The 22,781-nt window shown below is 64.5% G+C and carries 22 protein-coding genes; 13 read left to right on the plus strand and 9 right to left on the minus strand.

Translation table 11 applies throughout. The annotated features are described in order from the left end of the window. The first annotated feature begins 47 nt into the window (after positions 1-47). Genes HU738_RS08260 through HU738_RS08270 form a run of 3 tightly spaced genes read left to right on the plus strand, consistent with a single transcriptional unit; the run spans position 48 to position 2,543 of the window. Positions 48-1,325 (plus strand): flavohemoglobin expression-modulating QEGLA motif protein, encoded by a 1,278-nt coding sequence (locus HU738_RS08260; protein WP_176509732.1) that lies wholly within the window; start codon positions 48-50, stop codon positions 1,323-1,325. Beyond that, the gene (locus HU738_RS08265) at positions 1,297-2,220 is read left to right on the plus strand and encodes an alpha/beta hydrolase (protein WP_186603215.1); all 924 of its coding nucleotides are present in this window, start codon (positions 1,297-1,299) and stop codon (positions 2,218-2,220) included. The genes HU738_RS08260 and HU738_RS08265 overlap by 29 nt, the downstream gene beginning before the upstream one ends. After that, a complete protein-coding gene (locus tag HU738_RS08270; RefSeq protein WP_110639385.1) occupies positions 2,217-2,543 on the plus strand; it encodes a PA3694 family proteiin in 327 nt (108 codons plus the stop codon). The genes HU738_RS08265 and HU738_RS08270 overlap by 4 nt, the downstream gene beginning before the upstream one ends. A gap of 128 nt (positions 2,544-2,671) precedes the next feature. On the opposite strand, the gene lptF is transcribed toward HU738_RS08270, so the two are convergent. The 3 genes from lptF to HU738_RS08285 form a co-directional block, all read right to left on the minus strand. Then, a complete protein-coding gene (gene lptF, locus HU738_RS08275) occupies positions 2,672-3,463 on the minus strand; it encodes a lipotoxin F family OmpA-related lipoprotein LptF (protein ID WP_176509730.1) in 792 nt (263 codons plus the stop codon). A 50-nt stretch (positions 3,464-3,513) separates the two neighbouring features. Next, the gene (locus HU738_RS08280) at positions 3,514-3,927 is read right to left on the minus strand and encodes a DUF4398 domain-containing protein (protein WP_176509729.1); all 414 of its coding nucleotides are present in this window, start codon (positions 3,925-3,927) and stop codon (positions 3,514-3,516) included. 274 nt (positions 3,928-4,201) lie between these two features. Beyond that, a complete protein-coding gene (locus HU738_RS08285; RefSeq protein WP_176509728.1) occupies positions 4,202-4,546 on the minus strand; it encodes a pilin assembly protein in 345 nt (114 codons plus the stop codon). A gap of 169 nt (positions 4,547-4,715) precedes the next feature. On the opposite strand from HU738_RS08285, the gene ppc reads away from it, so the two are divergent. From ppc to HU738_RS08320, 7 genes are all read left to right on the plus strand, one after another. Beyond that, the gene (gene ppc, locus HU738_RS08290) at positions 4,716-7,343 is read left to right on the plus strand and encodes a phosphoenolpyruvate carboxylase (RefSeq protein WP_186603214.1); all 2,628 of its coding nucleotides are present in this window, start codon (positions 4,716-4,718) and stop codon (positions 7,341-7,343) included. A 257-nt stretch (positions 7,344-7,600) separates the two neighbouring features. Continuing rightward, complete coding sequence (gene adk / locus HU738_RS08295) at positions 7,601-8,251, plus strand: adenylate kinase (protein WP_028691565.1); 651 nt, start codon at positions 7,601-7,603, stop codon at positions 8,249-8,251. A 218-nt stretch (positions 8,252-8,469) separates the two neighbouring features. Further along, the gene (gene tsaB / locus HU738_RS08300; RefSeq protein WP_186603213.1) at positions 8,470-9,144 is read left to right on the plus strand and encodes a tRNA (adenosine(37)-N6)-threonylcarbamoyltransferase complex dimerization subunit type 1 TsaB; all 675 of its coding nucleotides are present in this window, start codon (positions 8,470-8,472) and stop codon (positions 9,142-9,144) included. A 132-nt stretch (positions 9,145-9,276) separates the two neighbouring features. Further along, positions 9,277-9,564, plus strand: coding sequence for a hypothetical protein (locus HU738_RS08305; RefSeq protein WP_186603212.1), 288 nt, complete (start codon positions 9,277-9,279; stop codon positions 9,562-9,564). A gap of 3 nt (positions 9,565-9,567) precedes the next feature. After that, the gene (locus HU738_RS08310) at positions 9,568-10,437 is read left to right on the plus strand and encodes a DUF72 domain-containing protein (protein WP_186603211.1); all 870 of its coding nucleotides are present in this window, start codon (positions 9,568-9,570) and stop codon (positions 10,435-10,437) included. A gap of 28 nt (positions 10,438-10,465) precedes the next feature. After that, positions 10,466-11,296 carry an isocitrate lyase/PEP mutase family protein gene (locus tag HU738_RS08315; protein ID WP_176509723.1) on the plus strand — a complete coding sequence of 277 codons (831 nt, stop codon included), beginning with the start codon at positions 10,466-10,468 and terminating at the stop codon, positions 11,294-11,296. Between the two features lie 18 nt (positions 11,297-11,314). Further along, positions 11,315-11,992 carry an extensin-like domain-containing protein gene (locus tag HU738_RS08320; RefSeq protein ID WP_437182021.1) on the plus strand — a complete coding sequence of 226 codons (678 nt, stop codon included), beginning with the start codon at positions 11,315-11,317 and terminating at the stop codon, positions 11,990-11,992. Between the two features lie 2 nt (positions 11,993-11,994). On the opposite strand, the gene HU738_RS08325 is transcribed toward HU738_RS08320, so the two are convergent. Further along, entirely contained in the window at positions 11,995-12,615 is a 621-nt protein-coding gene (locus HU738_RS08325) for an energy transducer TonB (protein WP_186603209.1), read from the minus strand. A gap of 103 nt (positions 12,616-12,718) precedes the next feature. Between HU738_RS08325 and HU738_RS08330 the strand changes: the two genes are divergently transcribed. Next, positions 12,719-13,495 (plus strand): class I SAM-dependent methyltransferase, encoded by a 777-nt coding sequence (locus HU738_RS08330; RefSeq protein WP_186603208.1) that lies wholly within the window; start codon positions 12,719-12,721, stop codon positions 13,493-13,495. A 118-nt stretch (positions 13,496-13,613) separates the two neighbouring features. Here HU738_RS08330 and HU738_RS08335 read toward each other — a convergent pair whose 3' ends face one another. Then, complete coding sequence (locus HU738_RS08335; RefSeq protein WP_186603207.1) at positions 13,614-14,255, minus strand: TetR/AcrR family transcriptional regulator; 642 nt, start codon at positions 14,253-14,255, stop codon at positions 13,614-13,616. Positions 14,256-14,424: 169 nt separating this feature from the next. On the opposite strand from HU738_RS08335, the gene HU738_RS08340 reads away from it, so the two are divergent. Then, positions 14,425-15,525: an efflux RND transporter periplasmic adaptor subunit gene (locus HU738_RS08340; protein ID WP_186603206.1), complete on the plus strand. Its 1,101-nt coding sequence runs from the start codon at positions 14,425-14,427 to the stop codon at positions 15,523-15,525. A 6-nt stretch (positions 15,526-15,531) separates the two neighbouring features. Then, positions 15,532-18,597, plus strand: a complete 3,066-nt coding sequence (locus HU738_RS08345) for an efflux RND transporter permease subunit (protein WP_186603205.1) — start codon at positions 15,532-15,534, stop codon at positions 18,595-18,597. 36 nt (positions 18,598-18,633) lie between these two features. Here HU738_RS08345 and HU738_RS08350 read toward each other — a convergent pair whose 3' ends face one another. From HU738_RS08350 to plsB, 4 genes are all read right to left on the minus strand, one after another. Beyond that, positions 18,634-19,320, minus strand: coding sequence for a DUF4197 domain-containing protein (locus HU738_RS08350; protein WP_186603204.1), 687 nt, complete (start codon positions 19,318-19,320; stop codon positions 18,634-18,636). Positions 19,321-19,353: 33 nt separating this feature from the next. Then, complete coding sequence (locus tag HU738_RS08355) at positions 19,354-19,752, minus strand: YbaY family lipoprotein (protein WP_186603203.1); 399 nt, start codon at positions 19,750-19,752, stop codon at positions 19,354-19,356. Positions 19,753-19,825: 73 nt separating this feature from the next. Next, on the minus strand, positions 19,826-20,119 hold the full coding sequence (locus tag HU738_RS08360) for a hypothetical protein (RefSeq protein WP_186603202.1): 294 nt from the start codon (positions 20,117-20,119) through the stop codon (positions 19,826-19,828). An 81-nt stretch (positions 20,120-20,200) separates the two neighbouring features. Beyond that, positions 20,201-22,687, minus strand: coding sequence for a glycerol-3-phosphate 1-O-acyltransferase PlsB (gene plsB, locus HU738_RS08365; protein WP_186603201.1), 2,487 nt, complete (start codon positions 22,685-22,687; stop codon positions 20,201-20,203). Positions 22,688-22,781: the final 94 nt, after the last annotated feature.

Here is a 22,781-nt window from a genome sequence, read left to right on the forward strand (position 1 = left end):
CCGCGAAGAGGCCGGTACCGGTATCTTGTTCTAGAAAGGAGTCCCCAGTGGACGAGTACCAGCAGACCATCCGCGCGCTGTCCGACCGCATCGTCGCGGCGCAGACCCCGATCCGGGTCCTGGACGCCGTGAAATGGGACGACAATATCCGCCAGGGCTTCCTCAAGGCCAAGGGCAAGGAGCCGCCCGCCGTTGACCGCGAGTACTACCTGGCGCGCCCGCTGGCATTCGACTCCAGCGCGGTAAAGGCCGAGTTCCAGGCCATCGAGCGCGACATCATCCGCCAGCTGGGCCAGTTCAACCCGGTCGGGCAGATCATGAAGCGCATGTGCCGCGAATACCGCATGGTCGTGCGCATGCTCGAAGCCCGCGGTACCGAAGACTTCGGGCTGATCTCGCAGGAACTGTATGGCGCGGCCTCCGACGCCTTCCACGCCGGTGACCCGACCCTGGCCGACCTGGGGCTGATGCTTTCGGACTACCTGAACAATATCGACGGGCGTGGCGACCTCAAGGACGAGCCGAAGAACCTGACTGCCAAGGAGGCCGTGGACATCCTCCAGCGCCGCCTGAACAAGGTGTTCGGCGAGGCCGAGGAGACCATCCGCGTGTTCGAGTCGGACGGTATCGTCGCCGATGCCGCAGCCGGTGCCGACTACATCAAGGTGCGCGCCGATGCCATGTTCAACAACCGTGACGTGCGTGCGCTGGAGGTGCATGAGGGCCTGGTGCACGTGGGGACCACCCTCAACGGTTTGAACCAGCCGATCTGCACCTTCCTGGCCAAGGGCCCGCCCTCGTCGACGGTGACCCAGGAAGGCCTGGCCATCCTCATGGAGGTGATTGCCTTCGCTTCCTACCCCAGCCGCCTGCGCAAGCTGACCAACCGCACCCGCGCCATCCACATGGTCGAAGAGGGCGCCGACTTCCTGCAAGTGTTCGGATTCTTCCGCGAGCAGGGCTTCGAGATGGGACAGAGCTACAGCAACGCCAGCCGGGTGTTCCGGGGTTCGGTGCCCAATGGCCTGCCATTCACCAAGGACTTGTCCTACCTCAAGGGCTTCATCATGGTTTACAACTACATTCAGTTGGCCGTGAAGAAGGGCAAGCTCGAGCAGATACCGCTGCTGTTCTGTGGCAAGACCACCCTGGAAGACATGCGCACCTTGCGCCAGCTGGTCGAGGAAGGGCTGGTCGAGCCGCCCAAGTACTTGCCTGAGCAGTTCCGCGACCTCAACGCGCTGTCGGCCTGGATGTGCTTCTCCAACTTCCTCAACCATTTGAGCCTGGATCGCATTGAAGCCGACTACGCGAACATTCTCTGAGCGCTGCCGCCTGCTGGCACTGGGCATGCTCCTGCTGGGGCTGTGCGGCTGCAGCAGCCTGTTGTTCTACCCGGAACCCGGCGAACCGTTCACGCCGCAGCGGGCCAAGCTGGCGTACCGCGACATCAGCCTGACCACCGCCGATGGCCTGCGCCTTCACGGTTGGTGGCTGCCGGCCAAGGCGGGGGTGGCGGTCAAGGGCACGGTTCTGCATCTGCACGGCAACGGCGGTAATCTGTCCGGTCACCTTGGCGGCAGCTACTGGCTACCGGAGCAGGGCTACCAGGTATTGATGATCGATTACCGTGGCTATGGCCTGTCCGAGGGCTCGCCAAGCTTGCCTGAGGTCTATCTGGACATCGACGCGGCGATGGCATGGTTGGCCCAGGCCCCCGAGGTCAAGGGCAAGCCGCTGGTACTGCTCGGCCAGAGCCTCGGCGGGGCGATGGCGATCCACTACCTGGCACAGCACCCGGAGCAGCGTCAGCGTTTCAGTGCCCTGGTGTTCGATGGTGTGCCGGCCAGTTACCGCGAGGTCGGTCGCTATGCCCTGAGTACCTCGTGGCTGACCTGGCCGCTGCAGGTGCCGCTGTCCTGGCTGGTACCGGACGGCGACAGTGCAATCCGTTCGATCGGGCAGCTAAGCAGCCCGCCAAAGCTGTTCTTCCACAGCATCGACGACACCTTGGTGCCGATGGACAACGGCATCCGCCTGTACCAGCACACGCCAGCGCCGCGGGTGCTGCAACTGACCCGTGGCGGTCACGTGCAGACCTTCGCCGACCCGGTATGGCGCCAGGTGATGCTGCGCTTCCTCGATGACCCCAGCCATTTCAATGGCCTGCGGCGGCTTGCCGAAGTGCCCAACTATCCTGACGAGAAGAACACCCAATGAGTGAAGAACGCAACGCCATCCCGCTGATCCTGACCGGTGTCGGCAGCATCATCGTGACGGTGGGAGCCCTCTGGTACTACGGCTACCTGCATTTCGCCAAACCTGAGGATGCACTGCTGCTGCAGGACTTCACCATGCTCAAGACAATCCCTGGCGAGGATTACAAGGTCTCGCTGGACCCGGCACCCCAGGTGGCCCAGTGCGTGGATGGCGTGCTGGTGCTGTTCGATACCGAGCAGAAAGGCCTGACCGGTGTGCTGGTGGACAACCGCAAGCGCGCGGTGCGCTGCATGGGGCAGGAAACGCCGCAGCAGGTGCAGTAAGGGATCGACGTGGTTTTTATGGCGCCTGCGACATCGAGCGCCGCCTCATCTCTAGAGGCATGAGACAAAACGCCCAAAGAAAAAGCCCCGCATTGATCACGGGGCTTTCTCATTTCTGCCGGCCAGCCTTACTGCTGAATCTGGCTCACCGAACGCGGTGCCACCGGCTGGTTGTCGTTGGAAATGGTCACTTCCACGCGACGGTTCTGCGCACGGCCCGAGTTGCTGCCGTTGTCCGCTACCGGGTATTCCTTGCCATAACCCTGGGCGACGATACGCGCAGGGTCGACACCTGCGCGTACCAGTGCAGCGCGCACGCTGGCGGCGCGGCGTTCGGACAGGCCCTGGTTGTAGCTGGCCGAGCCGACGCTGTCGGTGTAGCCCTCGACGATCACCTTGCGCTCCGGGTTTTCCTGAAGGAACTGGGCCAGCTTGGTGATGTTCGGGTAGGCGTTGCTCTTCAGGGTGGCCTTGTTGAAGTCGAACAGCACATCACCAAAGGTCACCAGAGTGCCGCGGTCGGTCTGCTTGGCGTTGAGGCTTTCCTGCAGCTTGGCGATCTGTGCGTCGCGGGCATCGAGCTTGGCCTGGGCGCGCTGGGCCGAGGCGTTCTTCAGCTCGTTCTCGGCGGTGCGCAGGGCGATGGTCTGCTTGGCCACCTCGATCCGCTGGTTGGTCAGGTAGGCGAGCTGGTCGACCTTCTGGCTGTCTTCACGGTCCATGAAGGCCTTGTCGGACTTGTTCAGCCAGTCCTGGGCATCCTTGGTCTCGAGCGCGGCGACCTTGCTTGCCTGCGGGTCACTCTGCAGTGCAGAGAAGTTGGTGCGAGCCGACTCCAGGTTGGGGTTCGGGTCGTGGGAGCAGGCGGCAAGGCCGACGCTCAGTGCCAGCAGGGCGGGAATCATGACGTGGTTGCGCATAGTGTTCATCCTTTGATCAGTGGCGAAGGCTGGGGTTGGCGTGGCGGCGCTCATTCAGCGCTGCGCAGGCCTTCCTGACGTACGTCCTGAACGCCCTGGCGGGCATCCTGCACGGCCTTCTGGGCCTTGGCTGCCTGGGCCTTGCGCTCGGCGACGCGGGCATCCCATTCGGCCTGCTCGGCCAGGCGCTTGGCCTCATCGTACTTTTTATCGTGCATGGCGATTTCGGCTTGCTTGAACTTGTCCTGGGCCGATTTCATTTCCACGGCGGCGAACTCGGTGCCACCGGCACTGACGGCCGAATTGACCGCGGACTGGGTGACAGCGTACTGCTCGGTAGGCGGGTTGCCAGCACAGCCGGCCAGGACCAGGCTGCTGCCCAGGGCCAGCGCGGCCAGCTTCAATCCGCGCACGTGAGTAGATGAGAGTTTCGGGGTGCGGGTCTTGATGGTGGTCAGTTCCATTGGATCACTCCTGATTACGACGATGTCCGTAGCAGTCCATCGCTCAATCCCTGACAGTGCCTGCGCTTGCGCTCAACGATGCACATGGCAGGAGTGCAGGGTTTTAGCGTGATGGCTATTGGCTGGGACTTGACCGTTTTTTGAATGGTTCCGAAAAAAATGCGCCGTTTTGCCATTTATTTCTGACTGATCGGTCAGTGAAGTTGGCCCGGAACTTTCGCCCGCTGGAGTGGTTTCCGGGCCTGTTGCAGGCCCGGATCGGGGTACTGAACGCTCAGTTCCCGGTGTCTTCGCCGGTATTGCTGAGATCGTGCAGGTGGCGCCGTGACAGGGCCAGGAAACGCGGGGTCGGGCCGATGTCTTCGAACAGCGGGTCACCCTCTTCGTCAGTGGCGATGACCTTCTGGCCCTGCACGTAGGGGAAGCTGGCTTCCAGCTCTTCCAGCGCGGCGGCGACCAGTTCGCCGAGCAGTTCCTCGGCGGTGCGCTTGGGGTACATGTCGATCAGGGCAGCCAGGCGTGCCTCGGACTCCAGGTCCAAGTGCAAGGCGTGGCCGGTGGGGCTCAGGGTGCCGGCGGCATTCTGTTCCCAGTGCTGGGCGAGTTCGCGGATTTTCATGATGACCTCTGTGAACGCCAGAAAAGGCTGCATTGCATCGGACTGCGCTGGCTTAACTTTAGTTTGCTTTGCGCGATCGCGGCTTGCCATCGCGCCCCGGCAATGGGCACTCTTGGCCCAGTGCTGTTTCCTGAGCAGAGCGTGGCGAGCCGCGCCGAAGAGAGGGCCAATGACTGATATCGATGTGCGCCTGCGTGAAGATGTCCATGTGTTGGGGGAGTTGCTCGGCGAGACCATCCGCCAGCAGCACGGTGATGCGTTCCTGCAGAAGATCGAGGACATCCGCCACAGTGCCAAGGCCGACCGCCGCGGTGCTGGCGAGCAGTTGAGCTCGACCTTGGCCGACCTGGCCGAAGAAGACCTGCTGCCCGTGGCGCGAGCCTTCAACCAGTTCCTCAACCTGGCCAACATGGCCGAGCAGTATCAGTTGATCCGCCGTCGCGATGCCGGTCAGCCAGAGCCGTTCGAGGCGCGGGTCCTGCCCGAACTGCTGGCTCGCCTGAAGCAGGCCGGGCACAAGGATGAGGCCCTGGCCCGGCAGCTCGCCAAGCTCGATATCCAGCTGGTGCTGACCGCACACCCGACCGAAGTGGCGCGGCGCACGTTGATCCAGAAATACGATGCCATCGCCGGCCAGCTGGCCGTCCAGGACCACCGCGACCTGACCCCCGCCGAGCGTGAACAGGTGCGCGAGCGCCTGCGCCGGCTGATCGCCGAGGCCTGGCACACCGAAGAGATCCGCCGCACCCGGCCCACCCCGGTAGACGAGGCCAAATGGGGCTTCGCGGTGATCGAACATTCGCTGTGGCAGGCCATCCCCAACCACTTGCGCAAGGTCGACAAGGCATTGTTCGACGCCACCGGCCTGCACCTGCCGCTGGAAGCTGCGCCGATTCGCTTCGCCTCGTGGATGGGCGGTGACCGCGACGGCAACCCCAATGTCACGGCGGCCGTGACCCGTGAGGTATTGCTGCTGGCCCGCTGGATGGCCGCCGACCTGTTCCTGCGCGATATCGATGCGCTGGCGGCCGAGCTGTCCATGCAACAAGCCAGTGAGGCCTTGCGTGAACGTGTGGGCGACAGTGCCGAGCCGTACCGGGCAGTGCTCAAGCAGTTGCGCGAACGGCTGCGGGCGACCCGCGCCTGGGCCCAACTCGCATTGACCAGCAACCAGCCGGCCAGCGCCGAGGTGCTGGTGGATAACCGCGACCTGATCGCACCGCTGGAGCTGTGCTATCAGTCGCTGCACGAATGCGGCATGGGAGTGATCGCCGATGGCCCGCTGCTCGACAGCCTGCGCCGGGCGGTGACCTTCGGCCTGTTCCTCGGCCGCCTGGATGTGCGCCAGGATGCCGCCCGGCACCGTGATGCGCTGGCCGAGATTACCGATTACCTTGGCCTGGGCAGCTATGCCGACTGGGACGAAGAACAGCGCATCGCATTCCTCCAGGCGGAACTCAAGAATCGCCGGCCGTTGTTACCCGCGCACTTCAAGCCTCAGGCAGAGACCGCCGAGGTGTTGGCCACCTGCCGCGAGATCGCCGCTGCGCCGGGCGCTTCGCTGGGCTCCTACGTGATCTCGATGGCGGGTGCGGCCTCTGATGTGCTGGCCGTACAACTGCTGCTCAAGGAAGCCGGCCTTACCCGGCCGATGCGGGTGGTGCCGCTGTTCGAAACCCTGGCGGACCTGGACAACGCCGGGCCGGTGATGCAGCGCCTGCTTGGCCTGCCGGGCTACCGCGCCAGCCTGCGCGGGCCGCAGGAAGTGATGATCGGCTATTCCGACTCGGCCAAGGACGCGGGCACCACGGCAGCGGCCTGGGCCCAGTACCGTGCCCAGGAGAACCTGGTGCGCATCTGCCGCGAGCATCAGGTCGAACTGCTGCTGTTCCACGGCCGTGGTGGCACGGTGGGCCGTGGTGGTGGCCCGGCCCATGCGGCGATTCTGTCGCAGCCTCCGGGTTCGGTGGCAGGTCGGTTCCGCACCACCGAACAGGGCGAGATGATTCGCTTCAAGTTCGGCTTGCCGGCCATCGCCGAGCAGAATCTCAACCTGTACCTGGCTGCTGTGCTCGAAGCGACCTTGCTACCGCCACCCCCTCCAGAACCCGCCTGGCGGGCATTGATGGACCAGCTGGCAGCCGATGGCCTCAAGGCCTACCGCGGTGTGGTGCGGGAAAACCCGGACTTCGTCGAATACTTCCGCCAGTCCACCCCGGAGCAGGAACTGGGACGCCTGCCGCTGGGCAGCCGCCCGGCCAAGCGCCGCGCCGGTGGTATCGAAAGCCTGCGGGCGATCCCCTGGATCTTCGGCTGGACCCAGACACGCCTGATGCTGCCGGCCTGGCTGGGGTGGGAGACCGCCCTGAGCAATGCCTTGGCGCGAGGCCAGGGCGAACTGCTGGCGCAGATGCGCGAGCAGTGGCCATTCTTCCGCACCCGCATCGACATGCTGGAAATGGTCCTGGCCAAGGCCGACGCGCAAATCGCCGAGGCCTACGACCAACGTCTAGTGCAACCAGGCCTGCTTCCATTAGGTGCGCACTTGCGCGACCTATTGTCGCAGTCGTGCCAGGTGGTGCTGGGCCTGACCGGCCAGCCGGTGCTACTGGCGCACAGCCCCGAGACCCTGGAATTTATCAGCTTGCGCAATACCTACCTGGACCCGCTGCACCGCCTGCAGGCCGAGTTGCTGGCCCGTTCACGCAGCCGCGAAGCCGCTCTGGACAGCCCGTTGGAGCAGGCCCTGCTGGTGACCGTGGCAGGTATCGCCGCGGGCCTGCGCAACACCGGGTAAGGCCCGCCGTCGCGGCCCTTGCCGGTTGACCGGCAGGCGGCCACGACAGGGCGAGGAGGGTGGTTGCGCAGGGTGCAACCACCCTCCGTTCTGGTTACAGACGACGCAATGCTGCAACTTTGGGACGCTTGTCTGGCTGCCGGGCGCTGTGTATCTTGAGCAGCCTTTTGACCGATTTATGGTCATACCCGATTTTCCGGACTTGGCCTCGATTGCCGAATCCATTGAATTTCATAAAAAAATTTGAGGAGCACGAGATGCGCGTAATTCTGCTGGGAGCTCCCGGGGCCGGTAAAGGTACTCAGGCAAAGTTCATCACCGAGAAGTTCGGTATTCCACAGATCTCCACCGGTGACATGCTGCGTGCCGCCGTCAAGGCCGGCACCCCACTGGGCCTGGAACTGAAGAAAGTCATGGATGCCGGTCAACTGGTGTCCGACGAGCTGATCATCAGCCTGGTCAAGGAGCGCATCGCCCAGCCGGATTGCGCCAATGGCTGCCTGTTCGACGGCTTCCCGCGCACCATTCCGCAGGCTGAAGCGATGGTTGCCGCCGGCGTGGATATCGACGCCGTGGTCGAGATCGCTGTCGACGACGAAGAAATCGTCGGCCGCATGGCTGGCCGCCGTGTGCACCTGGCCTCTGGCCGCACCTACCACATTCAGTACAACCCGCCGAAAGTGGAAGGCAAGGACGATGTCACCGGCGAAGACCTGATCCAGCGCGACGACGACAAGGAGGAAACCGTGCGTCACCGCCTGTCGGTCTACCACAGCCAGACCAAGCCGCTGGTGGACTTCTACCAGAAGCTGTCGGCAGCCAACGCTGGCAAGCCGAAGTACAGCCACATCGAAGGCGTCGGCTCGGTCGAGTCGATCACCGCCAAGGTGCTGGCAGCCCTGAGCTGATCCAAACACCTGACGCAGCGGCCGCTTTTTTTGTGGGAGCGGCCTTGTCGGATCGCCGCACCGGTCGGATTGGGCTGCAAAGCAGCCCCTCGATTTTTGCCGTGTCGCTGACATCCTGGGGCCGCTTCGCGGCCCTTTCGCGACACAAGGCCGCTCCCACAGGGGCCGCAGCTGCTCTATACTGCCGCTCTTTCCCCTAGCACCTGGATACCCGTTCGATGACCACCCTGCTGGCCCTGGATACCGCCACCGAAGCCTGTTCCGTTGCGCTGCTGAATGACGGCAAGGTAACCAGCCATTACGAGGTGATCCCGCGCATGCATGCGCAGAAGCTGCTGCCGATGATCAAGCAACTGCTGGCAGACTCCGGTGTGGCGTTGAATGCACTGGATGCAATCGCCTTCGGCCGTGGGCCGGGCGCGTTCACCGGGGTGCGCATCGCCATCGGTGTGGTGCAGGGCCTGGCTTTTGCGCTGGACCGCCCGGTGCTGCCGGTGTCCAACCTGGCCGCGCTGGCTCAGGGCGCGTTGCGCGAGCATGGCGTGCAGCAGGTGGCTGCGGCCATCGACGCGCGCATGGATGAGGTGTATTGGGGTTGCTACAAGGCCGAAGCCGGCGAGATGCGCCTGCAAGGGCTGGAAGCCGTGCTCCCGCCCGAGCGCGTGGCCCTGCCCGCAGGCAGCAGCGGTGACTGGTTCGGTGCCGGTACCGGCTGGAGCTATGCCGAACGCCTGGCGGTACAGGCCAGCGCCACGAACGCTTCAGCATTGCCAAGTGCCCTGGATATCCTCAGCCTGGCCAGCTTCGCCTGGGGCCGTGGTGAGGCAATCGCCGCCGAACAGGCGCAACCGGTCTACTTGCGCGATAATGTGGCGACACCCAAGGCGCGCTGAGTGCTGTTCGTCGGTTATCGCGGTTGGCGATAAAACCTTTAGGCGCAAACTGTGGTCCAGTTATCACTCGAGCATTAGCGACGCAATCCTGATGCTGCTAGATTGCCATCATTGGTCCTGAGTGCTCACTCCATGCGTATCGACGGTTTTTCCTCGCAGTCCTACCCGATCAAGCGCACGCCGCGCAAAGCAGCGGTGCGCGACGAGAGTGTCGATGATGCCGAGCTGATCGAGGAGAGCGAAGTCACTCAGGAGGCTGCTGCGCGTCGTCGTCCGGCGGGCTTGCCGGCTCGTCAGCAGGACATGGTGTTCCCCCGCGCCCGTGACCGGCGCACCGCTACCGCGTTGGCCAGCTACCTCAGCACGGCCGGTTTTACCGACTGGGACATGGAAGTACTGGGGCTCGACCTGTACATTTGACGGATGAGTCCGTCACCCTTGCCTTATTTCGTAGGTTGCCCGTCCTGGAGCGAGAACGCCTGGCGCGAGTACCTGTATCCCGCCGACGCCACCACCCATGAAATGCTTGGCTACTACAGCCGGGTATTCAACGCCGTCGAGGGCAACACCACGTTTTATGCCCGGCCGGCACCCGGCACCGTCGCCCGCTGGGCGCAGGTCATGCCCGCGCACTTCCGTTTCACCGCCAAGTTCCCGGGTGATATCAGCCACGCAGGTGACCTGGGGGATCAGCTGGAGTCTGCCTTCGACTTCACTCGTCTGATGGCACCCTTGGGCCAGCGGGTCTCGCCGTACTGGCTGCAGTTGCCGCGCCTGTTCAGCCCGGCACGGCTGGGCGAGCTGTGCCACTTCCTCGACGAGATCGCTGTGCCGGTGGCGGTGGAAGTGCGTCACCCGGCGTTTTTCGCCAAGGGCGAGGAAGAACGACTGCTCAACCGCCTGCTCCACGAACGCGGCGTTGAGCGCATCTGCCTTGACCCCCGCGCCCTGTTCAGCTGCACCTCACGCGACCCGGCAGTGCTGCATGCACAGTCGAAGAAGCCCAAGGTGCCACCGCGTCCCGCAGCCTTCAGCCAGTACCCGCAGGTGCGCTTCATCGGCCATCCGCAGCTTGAGGCCAACGACACGTTCCTCACGCCCTGGGTAGACAAGGTCGCCGCCTGGATCGAGGAGGGGCGCAGTCCTTATGTGTTCCTGCATACGTCCGACAACCGTCTGGCTGCCGCGCTGGCCCAGCGTTTTCACCGACAGCTGATGGCGCGTCTGCCAGGCTTGCCCGCATTACCTGAATTGCCGCGCGCCCCTGAGGTCGAACAACTGGGGCTACTCTGACCCTTCCCTGACCCCGGAGGTTGTGATCATGGATGTACAGACCCTGCGAGCCGAAGCCTTCAAGGCGCTGCACGAGCGTGATGGCGCCTTCGTCATGCCCAACCCCTGGGACGCCGGCTCCGCCAGGCTGTTGGCAAGCCTCGGTTTCGAAGCACTGGCCACAACCAGTGCCGGCCTGGCTTTCAGCCTCGGACGACCGGATGCCGAGGGTGCCTTGAGCCTGGATGAGACATTGGCTAACGCCGGGGTGATCGTCGATGCCACGCCCTTGCCGGTGGCCGCCGACTTGGAAAATGGCTTTGGCGACCTGCCGGAGGACTGCGCCCAGACCCTCCTGCGTGCCGCTGGGACGGGATTGGTCGGCGGTTCGATCGAAGATGCCAGCGGCCGTCCAGAGGCGCCGATCTATGACTTCGAGCTGGCTGTAGCGAGGGTTCGAGCTGCGGTGCAGGCCGCGCGCAGCCTGCCATTCCCCTTCACCCTGTGTGCCCGTGCGGAAAACCTGCTGCATGGGCGGATGGACCTTGACGATACCATCCTGCGCCTGCAGGCCTTTGCCGAGGCGGGTGCCGATGTGCTCTACGCGCCGGGATTGCGCAGTGTCGATGAGGTGCGAGCGGTGGTGCAGGCCGTGGCGCCGAAGCCGGTCAACGTGCTGATGGGGCTGGCGGGCGTGCCGTTGAGCGTCAACCAGCTGCAGGACTTGGGCGTGCGCCGTATCAGTGTCGGTTCATCGTTGGCCCGGGCAGCACTCGGCGCGTTGCAGCGTGCGGCCCTGGAGATTCGTGACCAGGGCACTTTCAGTTACGGTGAGCAGGCCTTGCCGTTCGCCCAGCTCAACGACCTGTTCCGTCGCTGAGGCGCCATGCGCACCGTGATGCTGGCATGCGCCCTGCTGTTGGTGATGGCGGGCCTGGCCTGGCAATTCGGCTGGCGCCTTCCGGACACCTGGAACCCGTGGGCGGCGCTGGATGTGCGCCAGCCGCCGAACTGGCTGACGAGTTACAAGCTGTCGCGGCTGCGCAACGACCCAGGCTTGTGCCGCCAGGCCCTGGAGACGTCCGGGCTGCGTTACCGGGCGCAGGTCGACAGCCCGCCATCGGCCAGCTGCCCGCTGCAGAACGTGTGGCGTATCGAGCGAGGGGACGTTCGCCTGAGCAGCAGCTTTCTGGCCAGTTGCCCGTTGGCGGTCGCCTATGCGTTGTTCGAGCGGCATGGGCTACAGCCTGCTGCGCAGCGGGTATTTGGCCAGCCTGTGGTGCAAGTGGATCACTTGGGCAGCTTTGCCTGCCGCAATGTCTACAACCGCAAGCAAGGGCGTCTGAGCCAGCACGCTACGGCCAACGCGCTGGATATCAGCGGCTTTCGTCTGCAAGACGGTCAGCGCGTCGTGCTGGCGCGGGACTGGCAGGCGGGCGGGCAGAAGGGTGAATTTCTGAGACAGGTGCGACACGCGGCGTGCGACAGTTTCAGCACGGTGCTGGGACCGGACTACAACGCGGCCCACCACAATCACTTTCATCTGGACATGGGGCGTTGGCAGGTCTGTCGCTGATCTCAGGCCTGGACGCGAACGTTGTTCAGCACGACCGGGCGCGCCCAGTGCATGTCGAACTCAAGGTCGTGCTGCTGCTTGGCGAGGGTCGCCTCGTCAAACGGTTCCGGCGCGGGATCGAGCAGATTCCCTTCCAATTCGGCGATCGGCAGGTGCAGTGGGCGCGGGGAAGGGCCCGGGCCTGGTTCGGGGAGCGGGTGGCCCTGGCTCATCACCACCGGGCGCAGCCAGCTGTTGCTGAGGTCGAGCTGGCGCTGTTGCTGGATCATCTCGGCCGCGCTGAACGGCTCGGGCGCCGGCGCCATCAGGTTGGCCTGCAATTCCGCCTTGGGCAGGAACAGTGGCTCGGGCGGTGCGACGATGGTGTCCTGTACCGGGCAGGCGCGCTGGGTTTCGATCAGGGCCAGGGCCTTGGCCCCGCCGATCGGCTCGCCGCTGGCCTGGTCATACTGGACCATGGCCTGGCTGACGCTGTCCGGTTCTTCCGCTTGCTGCTCGGCCATCGCGCGGGCGAAGAAATCCTGCCACAGGTGGCTGACGCCCCCGAGTGCCTGGGTATTCTGCCGACCGTAGTTGCCGACAGGCGACAAGTAGGTCAAGCCGATGGGAAGAGTATCTGTCATGGCAGTCGTGCGCGCTGTGCTCTGGCAGAATAGCGGAATATTGCCTGTATCGGCCGTGGCGGCCGATACATGAGGGGCAGGGTTCAATTTCTAGGTGTGAATGATGGAAGAGCAGGGCACAGGTATCCGGGTCGAGGCGCTGACGGCGGAGTTCGAGGCGCAAGCCGCGCGATGGGCCGAGCGCCTGGCGCTGCCACTGCAGGATGATACGGCCGCGTTTGCCGTGCAGGTGGGCATGGATGGCTTGCAGATCCAGCAGTTGGGGCCGCAGGCTCCGGGGCCGGTGCGGGTGGACTTCGTCGAAGGCCAGGCCGCGCACCGGCGCCAGTTCGGTGGGGGCAACGGGCAGATGATTGCCAAGGCGGTGGGCATCGCTCCGGGGGTGCGACCGCAGGTGCTGGATGCCACGGCGGGCCTGGGCAAGGATGCGTTCGTGCTGGCCAGCCTGGGCTGCCAGATGACCTTGATCGAACGCCAGCCGCTGATTGCCGCGTTGCTGGAAGACGGCCTGGCGCGGGCCCGCGTGGATGAAGAGGTGGGGCCGATTGTCGGGCGCATGCGCCTGCTGACCGGCAACGCCATCGAGCGCATGCGCAGTTGGGAAGGCGAGGCGCCGCAGGTAATCTACCTCGACCCGATGTTCCCGCACCGTGACAAGAGCGCTTTGGTGAAGAAGGAAATGCGCGTGTTCCGCCCGCTGGTTGGCGATGACCTGGATGCGCCTGCATTGCTGGAGGCGGCACTGGCATTGGCCAGCCACCGTGTAGTGGTGAAGCGGCCGCGCAAGGCGCCGATCATCGATGGGCCGAAGCCGAGTCATAGCCTCGAGGGCAAGTCCAGCCGGTATGACATCTATCCGAAGAAAGCCCTCAAGGCGTGATCGCCTGCCCCGGCCACTACGCGGCTAAAGCCGCTCCCACAGGCTCCGCACAGTTTTCAAAACCTGTGATACCCCTGTAGGAGCTGCTTTAGCCGCGAAAAGGCCGGCACAATCTGACTCAGACCTTGAACGCCCGGATAAACAATTCCACCACCTCACGCACATGGGCTTCGGCCTCATCCCCCTCCAGCGGCCCGGCACACCCCAGCAGCAAGCGGTAATCCGGTGCGCCCTTGACCAGGCTGAAGAAGTGCTCGGCCGCCTGCAACGGATTGGCAATCCGCAGCAGCCCGCACCCATCGATCCTGCGCAGGAGTGCCTCCATCCCCATCAGCAGCCGCTTCGGCCCGGCTTCGTAGAAGTACTCGCCAAACCCCGGGTCCTGGCTGCCCTGGGCCATGATCAGGCGGCAGAGCTTGACTGCCTCGTCGCTGCTGATCAGCGCCTGAAAGCTGCGACCGATAGCCAGCAACACCTCCTCCACGGCCGCCCCCTCGGGGTACTCGAAAAGCAAGTCAGGCAGCTGGTTCTGGCAGGTTGCCATGACTGCGGAGCCGAACAGCGTCTGCTTGTCGGTGAAATGGCTGTAGACCGTGAGTTTTGAAACACCTGCCGCCGCAGCGACCGCATCCATGCTGGTGTTGGCATAGCCAAGGCTGAGGAACAGGGCCTTGGCCGCTTCGAGGATGGCCTCGCGCTTGGCCAGGTCCTTGGGCCGGCCCGGGCCGTTGGGTGCGTCGTTGGACATTGGAATCCGCATTCGTTTGAGGGGGCGCCCATCTTACCGGCTCGGACGGCTCCCGGCTGCAGGTGGCGACCCTGGTTGATGTTGATTTTTCTTTCCGACGGCAGCTTCCCGGCCTCGGTTCCCTGATTTAATATACTCGCCAGTATAAATATTCGATGTGCACTTCGCGAAAGGATTCATCATGCTGCGTCATGCCTTTTCCCTCGTTCTGCCCGCCGCTGCCGCGCTGATGCTGGCCGCCTGCGGTCAGGAAGCCGCTCCACCCGCCGCGCCGCGCCCGGCCCTGGTGGTGCAGCCGCAGCCGGCCGAAGCCGCTGCCGACAGTTACCCCGGCGAAGTGCGCGCGCGCTTCGAGCCGGAGCTGGCCTTCCGCATCGGCGGCAAGGTCAGCAAGCGCCTGGTGGAGGAAGGGCAGCGGGTCAGGGCCGAGCAGCCGCTGGCCGAACTCGACCCACAGGACGTGCGTCTGCAGCTGGAAGCCAACCGTGCCCAGCTGGCGGCGGCCGAGGCCAACCTGTCGCTGGTGCGTGCCGAGCGCGACCGTTACCAGAAGCTGCTCGACCGGCAGATGGTCAGCCATTCCCAGTACGACAACGCGGAAAATCTCTACCGCGCCGGCCTTGCCCGCCTGAAGCAGGCCAAGGCCGAATTCGACGTGGCCGGCAACCAGGCGGATTACGCCGTGTTGCGTGCGCCGCAAGCCGGTGTCATCGCCAAACGTCAGGTTGAAGTCGGCCAGGTGGTCGCGGCTGGGCAGACCGTGTTCACGCTCGCCGCCGACGGTGAGCGTGAAGTTGCCATCGGCCTGCCGGAACAGCAGTTCTCCCGTTTTGCCGTGGGCCAGGCTGTCAGCGTCGAGTTGTGGTCGCACCCCAACGAACGCTTCCAGGGTCGCATTCGCGAGCTGTCACCTGCCGCCGACCCGCGTTCACGGACCTTCGCCGCACGAATTGCCTTCACCTCGGCCAAGGTGCCGGCCGAACTCGGCCAGAGTGCGCGGGTATTCATTGCCCATGACGGGGTGATTCCGCTTGCCGTGCCGCTGTCGGCAGTCACCGCCGAGAACGGCCAGGCGTATGTCTGGCGCGTCAACAAGGAAAGCCGCCTGGAGCGCGCCGTGGTGCGCCTGGGGCCTTATGGCAGTGAAACCGTGCCGGTGCTCGAAGGCCTGGCGCCGGGCGACTGGGTAGTCGCTGCCGGTGGCCACGTGTTGCGCGAAGGGCAGGAGGTGCGGCCGGTGGACCGCACCAACCGTGTGGTGAACCTGACGGCCAAGGAGTAAGTCCCGATGGGTTTCAACCTTTCCGCATGGGCGTTGCGTAACCGCCAGATTGTGCTGTTCCTGATGATTCTGCTGGCTGCCATCGGCGCCATGTCCTACACCAAGCTGGGGCAGAGTGAAGACCCGCCGTTCACCTTCAAGGCCATGGTCATTCGTACCCTGTGGCCGGGGGCTACGGCCGAGGAAGTCTCGCGTCAGGTCACCGAGCGCATCGAGAAGAAGCTGATGGAGACTGGTGAGTACGAGAGGATCGTCTCGTTCTCGCGCCCGGGTGAGTCGCAGGTGACCTTCATGGCCCGCGACTCGCTGCACTCCAAGGACATTCCCGAGCTGTGGTACCAGATCCGCAAGAAGGTGGCTGACATCCGCCATACCTTGCCGCCGGAAATCCAGGGCCCGTTCTTCAACGACGAGTTCGGTACCACCTTCGGCAATATCTACGCGCTGACCGGCGCCGGCTTCGACTATGCGGTGCTCAAGGACTACGCCGACCGCATCCAGATCCAGCTGCAGCGGGTCAAGGACGTGGGCAAGGTCGAGCTGATCGGCCTGCAGGACGAAAAGGTCTGGATCGAGCTGTCCAACCTCAAGCTGGCCACCCTGGGCGTACCACTGGAGGCCGTGCAGCAAGCCTTGCGCGAGCAGAACGCGGTCAGTACCGCGGGCTTTTTCGAGACCTCCAGTGAACGCCTGCAACTGCGGGTGAGCGGTCACTTCGACAGCGTTGACCACATCCGCCAGTTCCCCATCCGGGTCGGCGACCGCACCTTCCGCATTGGCGACGTGGCCGACGTGCACCGTGGCTTCAACGACCCGCCCGCACCGCGCATGCGCTTCATGGGCGAGGACGCCATCGGCCTGGCGGTGTCGATGAAGGATGGCGGCGACATTCTGGTACTCGGCAAAGCGCTCGAAGACGAGTTTGAACGCCTGGCGCGCAACCTGCCGGCGGGCATGGAGCTGCGCAAGGTCTCCGACCAGCCGGCGGCAGTCAAGGCCGGGGTTGGCGAGTTCGTCCAGGTGCTGGTCGAGGCGTTGGTGATCGTGCTGCTGGTGAGCTTCTTCTCCCTCGGCCTGCGCACCGGCCTGGTGGTGGCCTTGGCCATTCCGCTGGTGCTGGCCATGACGTTCGCCAGCATGCACTACTTCGGCATCGGCCTGCACAAGATCTCGCTCGGCGCGCTGGTGCTGGCGCTGGGCCTGCTGGTGGACGACGCGATCATCGCCGTGGAGATGATGGCGATCAAGATGGAGCAGGGCTATGACCGCCTCAAGGCCGCCAGCTACGCCTGGACCAGCACGGCGTTCCCAATGCTCACCGGTACGCTGATCACGGCTGCGGGCTTCCTGCCGATCGCCACGGCAGCTTCGAGCACTGGCGAATACACCCGCTCGATTTTCCAGGTGGTGACCATCGCGCTGCTGACCTCGTGGGTCGCGGCGGTGGTTTTCGTGCCTTACCTGGGCGAACGGCTGCTGCCGGACCTGGCCAGGCTGCATGCTGCCCGCCATGGCAACGGCGCGCACGCGCAGGACCCTTACGGCACGCCGTTCTACCAGCGCGTACGGCGTGTGGTGGAGTGGTGCGTACGGCGGCGCAAGACGGTGATCCTGCTGACCATCGCCGCCTTTGTCGGCAGCATTGTGCTGTTCCGTTTCGTGCCGCAGCAGTTCTTCCCGGCTTCAGGGCGACCGGAGCTGATGGTCGACCTGAAGCTCGCCGAAGGCGCCTCGCTGGCCAATACCGCCGAGCGGGTCAAGCAACTGGAAGCGCTGCTCAAGCAGCAGGACGGCATCGACAACTACGTCGCCTACGTGGGCACCGGTTCGCCACGCTTCTACCTGCCGCTGGACCAGCAGCTGCCTGCCGCCAGCTTCGCCCAGTTCGTGGTGCTGGCCAAGTCGATGGAAGACCGCGAGCGCCTGCGCAGCTGGTTGATCAGCACCGTCGACCAGCAGTTCCCCGACCTTCGTGCTCGCGTCACACGCCTGGAGAACGGCCCGCCCGTGGGCTACCCGGTGCAGTTCCGGGTCACCGGCGAGCACATCGAGAAGGCCCGTGCCCTGGCGCGCGAGGTGGCCGACAAGGTGCGCGAGAACCCGCATGTGGTCAACGTACACCTGGACTGGGAAGAGCCGAGCAAGGCGGTGTTCCTGGAGATCGATCAGGACCGCGCCCGCGCCCTCGGCGTAAGTACTGCGCAGCTGTCGAGCTTCCTGCAGAGCTCGCTGACCGGCACCACGGTCAGCCAGTACCGGGAGGACAACGAACTGATCGAGATCCTCTTGCGCGGCACCCAGCAGGAGCGTGGCGAACTGGGCAGCCTCGGCAGCCTGGCGCTGCCCACCAGCAATGGCCAGAGCGTGGCGCTGTCGCAGGTGGCGACCTTGGAGTATGGCTTCGAAGAGGGCATCATCTGGCACCGCAACCGCCTGCCGACGGTGACCGTGCGTGCCGACATCTATGACAAGGAGCAGCCGGCGACCCTGGTGAAGCAGATCCTGCCGACCTTGCAGGAGATCAGGGCCAGGCTGCCGGATGGCTACCTGCTGGAGGTGGGCGGCACGGTAGAAGACTCGGAGCGCGGGCAGAAGTCGGTGAATGCCGGCATGCCGCTGTTCATCGTGGTGGTGCTGAGCTTGCTGATGATCCAGCTGCGCAGCTTCTCGCGCACGGTGATGGTGTTCCTTACCGCGCCGTTGGGGCTGATTGGCGTGACGTTGTTCCTGCTGGTGTTCCGCCAGCCGTTCGGCTTCGTCGCCATGCTCGGCACCATCGCCCTGGCGGGGATGATCATGCGCAACTCGGTCATCCTGGTGGACCAGATCGAGCAGGATATCGCTTCCGGGCTGGACCGCTGGCAGGCGATCATCGAGGCCACGGTGCGACGCTTCCGGCCGATCGTGCTGACCGCGCTGGCGGCGGTGCTGGCAATGATTCCGTTGTCGCGGAGTGTGTTCTACGGGCCGATGGCGGTGGCGATCATGGGCGGGCTGATCGTGGCAACGGCGTTGACCTTGCTGTTCCTGCCGGCATTGTATGCGGCTTGGTTCAGGGTCAAGAAAGCGTGAGGATTGCAGGGGAGGGCAAAGCCCTCCCCAGGCCCCTCAGAGCGCGCCGAAGACTTTCTTGGCCAGGCTGGTTGCCGCCTGTGCCGGGTTCTGGCGAATGCTCTGTTCCTGCTTGGCAATCATCTCGAACAGGCCATCCAGCGCCTTCTCGGTCACGTAGTTCTCGATATTGGCGTCATCCTTGATCAGCCCCAGGCCTTTGGCCTGGCCAGCAAAGGCGTTGTACTGCTGGGCGACGCCCACCTTGTCGGTGGCCTGCTTGACGATCGGCAGGAACTTGGCGCGGATCTGCTCGCGGCTGCTCTTGTTCAGGTATTGGGTGGCCGAATCCTGACCACCGCTGAGGATGCCCTTGGCATCGGTCACGGTCATCTTCTTCACGGCATCCACCAGAATCGCCTGGGCCTGCGGCACGGCAGCTTCGGCAGCCTTGTTCATGCTGGCTTCCAGGGCTTCGACCTGGTCGCCCTTGCCGAACATCTTCATGGCCTTGGCCGCTTTGCCAAGGTTGCCTGGCAGCTCGATGCGCACATCCGGATTATTGCTGAAGCCGCCTGGGGTGCTCAGCTGCTTGACGGCGATCTGCGCACCCTGGGTCAGGGCATCCTTAAGGCCGCCAGTGGCGTCGGACTGGCTCAGGTCGCCAAGCGACAGGGCCAGGGCGCTGGCCGACAGCAGCAGGCCGGCGCACAGGGTAGTGAAGCGCAGTGAGGCGCGAATCATGGGTATTTCCTTGTGGATGAATGGGGGGCGGGCTCAGCGCACCGGGTCGACTTTGACACGTACCGGCTGCGGGTCGCTGCCGTCGAGCGCGACGCCGTGGTGTTCGGTGTTGATGAACAGCAGCTTGCCGTCCAGCTCAATCCGTGCGCTGAGCGCATAGCGGTGGCCGGGTTTGACCTGGGCCGGGTCGTAGCTGAGGTGGAACGGCAGCGGCACGTTGCCTTTGACCGGGCCGGCCTGGCGGGCCAGGGTCACGGCGGGGGCGTCCATCAGCGAGACGTCCTGCAACTCGACGCTCAAGGTGGCGGCCGGCGGCAGGGCGATGCGCTGCAGATAGAAGACTTCGCCATTCAGGCTGGCCTGGCTGGGCGGGGTGTGGCTGGAACAGGCTGCGAGCAGGGATGCGCAACACAGCATAAAGAGCTTTTTCATGGAGTCTCCGGTGTCCTTGGGGCTGGCTTGTGGCCAACCCTTGGGACTTTAGCGGATTTTCCCGGCGCAGTGGTCAGCCCTTGTTGTTGTCGCCGTGAATCCCCTCAGCGGATGCAGGGCTGAGATTGCCACCGTGGATGCCCTGGGTGACGGATTCCGGCAGGTTGCCCCCGTGGATGCCCTGGGTGACGGATTCCGGCAGGTTGCCACCGTGGATGCCTGGGGTGACCGATTCCGGCAGGTTGCCACCGTGGATGCCTTGGGTGACGGATTCCGGCAGGTTGCCACCGTGGATGCCTTGGGTGACCGATTCCGGCAGGTTGCCGCCGTGGATGCCCTGGGTGATGCTGGATTTGCTCGACGTCATTAAGTAGCTCCTTGAGAGTGGATCAATGGGTGCTGCTCATTGATCCTGCGTTCTCTCAAGGCACCCTTACAGACTGAACGCCTACCCTTGGACCATGCTCAGGGTCTCATCACGGTGCAACGCTACCTGGCGGATCGACAGGCGCAGCTCCGCCGACAGCACACGCTTGGCCACGCCTTCGGCCAATTCGCCGAGTTTGTCGTGATAACCCAGCTTGCCGTTGCCATCGGGACGCAGCACACCCTGCACGATCAACGTCTGGATGAAGTGGCGGAACAGGGTCTTGTCGAAAAACTCCGGGGCATTCAGGCCATGCAGGATCGACAGGCGCTGGGCCATCATGACGCACAAGTCTTCCAGCTCTTCTGCGCTCAGGGTGTGCTGCCCGCTGTTGAGCAGCAGCGAAGTGGCCATGTAGAAGCGCTGCAAGGTCTGGGTGATGGTACGTGCGACCAAGGTCAGCAGCACGAACTGGCGTGAGCTTGGCGCCGGGCGCATGTACAGGTCGTTTTCGTGGCGCAGCAGGCCTTGTTCGACCAGCGCTGCCAGCCAGTGGTCGATCACCTCGTCCAGTTGCTCCGGCGCCCAGCGCAGGAACAGTTCGGCCTGCAGGTACGGATACAGCGCATGCACGTACTGGCCCAGCAGTTCGCGGCTCATGCGCGAACTGCTGAGGAAGAAGCTCGCCAGCAGGGCCGGCAGGGCAAAGATGTGCAGGACATTGTTGCGGTAATAAGTCATCAATACCGCGTTGGCTTCATCCAGGTAGAGGATGCGACCCAGCGCGTCCTTCTGTTCGGCCAGCAGGTCCATGCCGCGCACGTGTTCGATCAGTGCCTGGCCGTCGCCTTCGGGCAAGGTGGTGTGCTCGGAGTACGGCACTTGGCGCAGCAAAGCCAGGTACAGGTCGAGCACCCGGGTCAGGGCACGCTCGTCCAGCGCCAGGCGGCTGGTGGAGAGCAGTGCCAGGGCCACCAGGTTGACCGGGTTGACCGCTGCCGCCTCGTTGAGATGGCGGGCAACCGTTGCACCCAGGCGGGTGGTGGCATCGTTCAGCCAGGCTGGGCGGAACTGTGGGCCCAGCTCCTGCTCGCGCCAGCCGGGTTGCTGCTCGTCGAGAAACGCGGCCAGGCGGATCGGCTCGCCGAAGTTGACATAGACCTGGCCGAAGCGCTGCTTCAGTGCACCGAAGACTTTGAAGATGTCGAAGATCGACTCCTTTTTCTTGCTCGCACCCCGCAGTTCGCCGAGGTAGGTGCGGCCTTCCAGCACGCGCTCATAACCGATGTACACCGGCACGAAGACGATCGGCGTACGTGAGGAGCGCAAGAAGCTGCGCAGGGTGATCGCCAGCATCCCGGTACGCGGCTGCAGCATGCGCCCGGTGCGCGAGCGGCCACCTTCGACGAAGTACTCCACCGGGAAGCCCTTGGTGAACAGCGTGTGCAGGTACTCGTTGAACACCGCCGTGTATAGCGGGTTGCCCTTGAACGTGCGGCGCATGAAGAAAGCACCGCCACGGCGCAGCAGGCTACCGATCACCGGCATGTTGAGGTTGATGCCGGCAGCGATGTGCGGCGGCGTCAGGCCATTGCGGAACAGCAGGTAGGACAGCAGCAGGTAATCGATGTGGCTGCGATGGCAGGGCACGTAGATCACTTCGTGGCCTGGGGCGATGCCTTGTACCTGCTCGATGTGGTTGACCTTGATGCCGTCGTAGATCTTGTTCCAGAACCAGCTCAGCACCACCTCCAGGAAGCGGATCGCGGTATAGGTGTAGTCCGAAGCGATCTCGTTGCCGTAGCGCAGCGCCTGGGCTTCGGCCTTGGCCACGGGCATGCTCTCGCGCTGGGCTTCGTCGGCGATGGCCTGGCGGACCAGGGGCGCATGCACCAGGCCCTTGACCAGGTTGCGACGGTGCGAGAGGTCGGGGCCGATCACGGCGGTCTTGAGGTTGCGAAAGTGCACGCGCATCAGGCGCTGGGCCATGCGCACGGTACGCTCGTGACCCTTGTTGTGCTGCACCAGTTCGCGCAGGTGGATCGGCGCGGAGAACTGCACGCGGGTCTTGCGCCCCAGGATCAACACGGTCAACAGCCGGCGCAGGCGCCCGGTCACGGCCCAGCTGTCGGCGAACAGCAATTTCCACGGGCTGTTCTCGCTGGCCGGCGTCTGCCCCCAGAACACGCTGACCGGAATGATCTGTGCGTCTTCCTCGGCGTGCTGGCTGATGGCGGCGACCAGGCGCTCCAGGGTCGGCGGTGCGCCGCGCTTGTCGTGGCGGCCAAGCCAGTCCGGGTCCGGCGTCAGGTAGAAGAACGCGGCAGGTTCCTGCAGCGAGCCGACGGCCACCGGCAGCACCGGGCGCGGCAGCCCCGCTTTGGTGCATTCACGGTCGAGCACCACCAGGTCGGTGAGCGATGGTGACGGCAGGGCGTAGAACACCGGGCGGCTGCGGTCGAGCTTGAGGGTCAGGGACGACTGGTTGATGGTCTCGGAGCGCACCCACAGGTACATCAGGCGACGCAGGGCGCCGAAGATCAGGCGGCGCAGGGGGGAACGGGTCATGGGGTGAGTGCCCTGGGAGTGAATTTCAGAGAATAGACAGTCGTTTAGTCTGCCGTATCGGCGCAAGTTCAGCAAAATTCGGTAAATAGCGCGA

Origin of the sequence: Pseudomonas vlassakiae, assembly GCF_014269035.2 — a bacterium.
Taxonomy (GTDB): Bacteria; Pseudomonadota; Gammaproteobacteria; order Pseudomonadales; family Pseudomonadaceae; genus Aquipseudomonas; species Aquipseudomonas vlassakiae.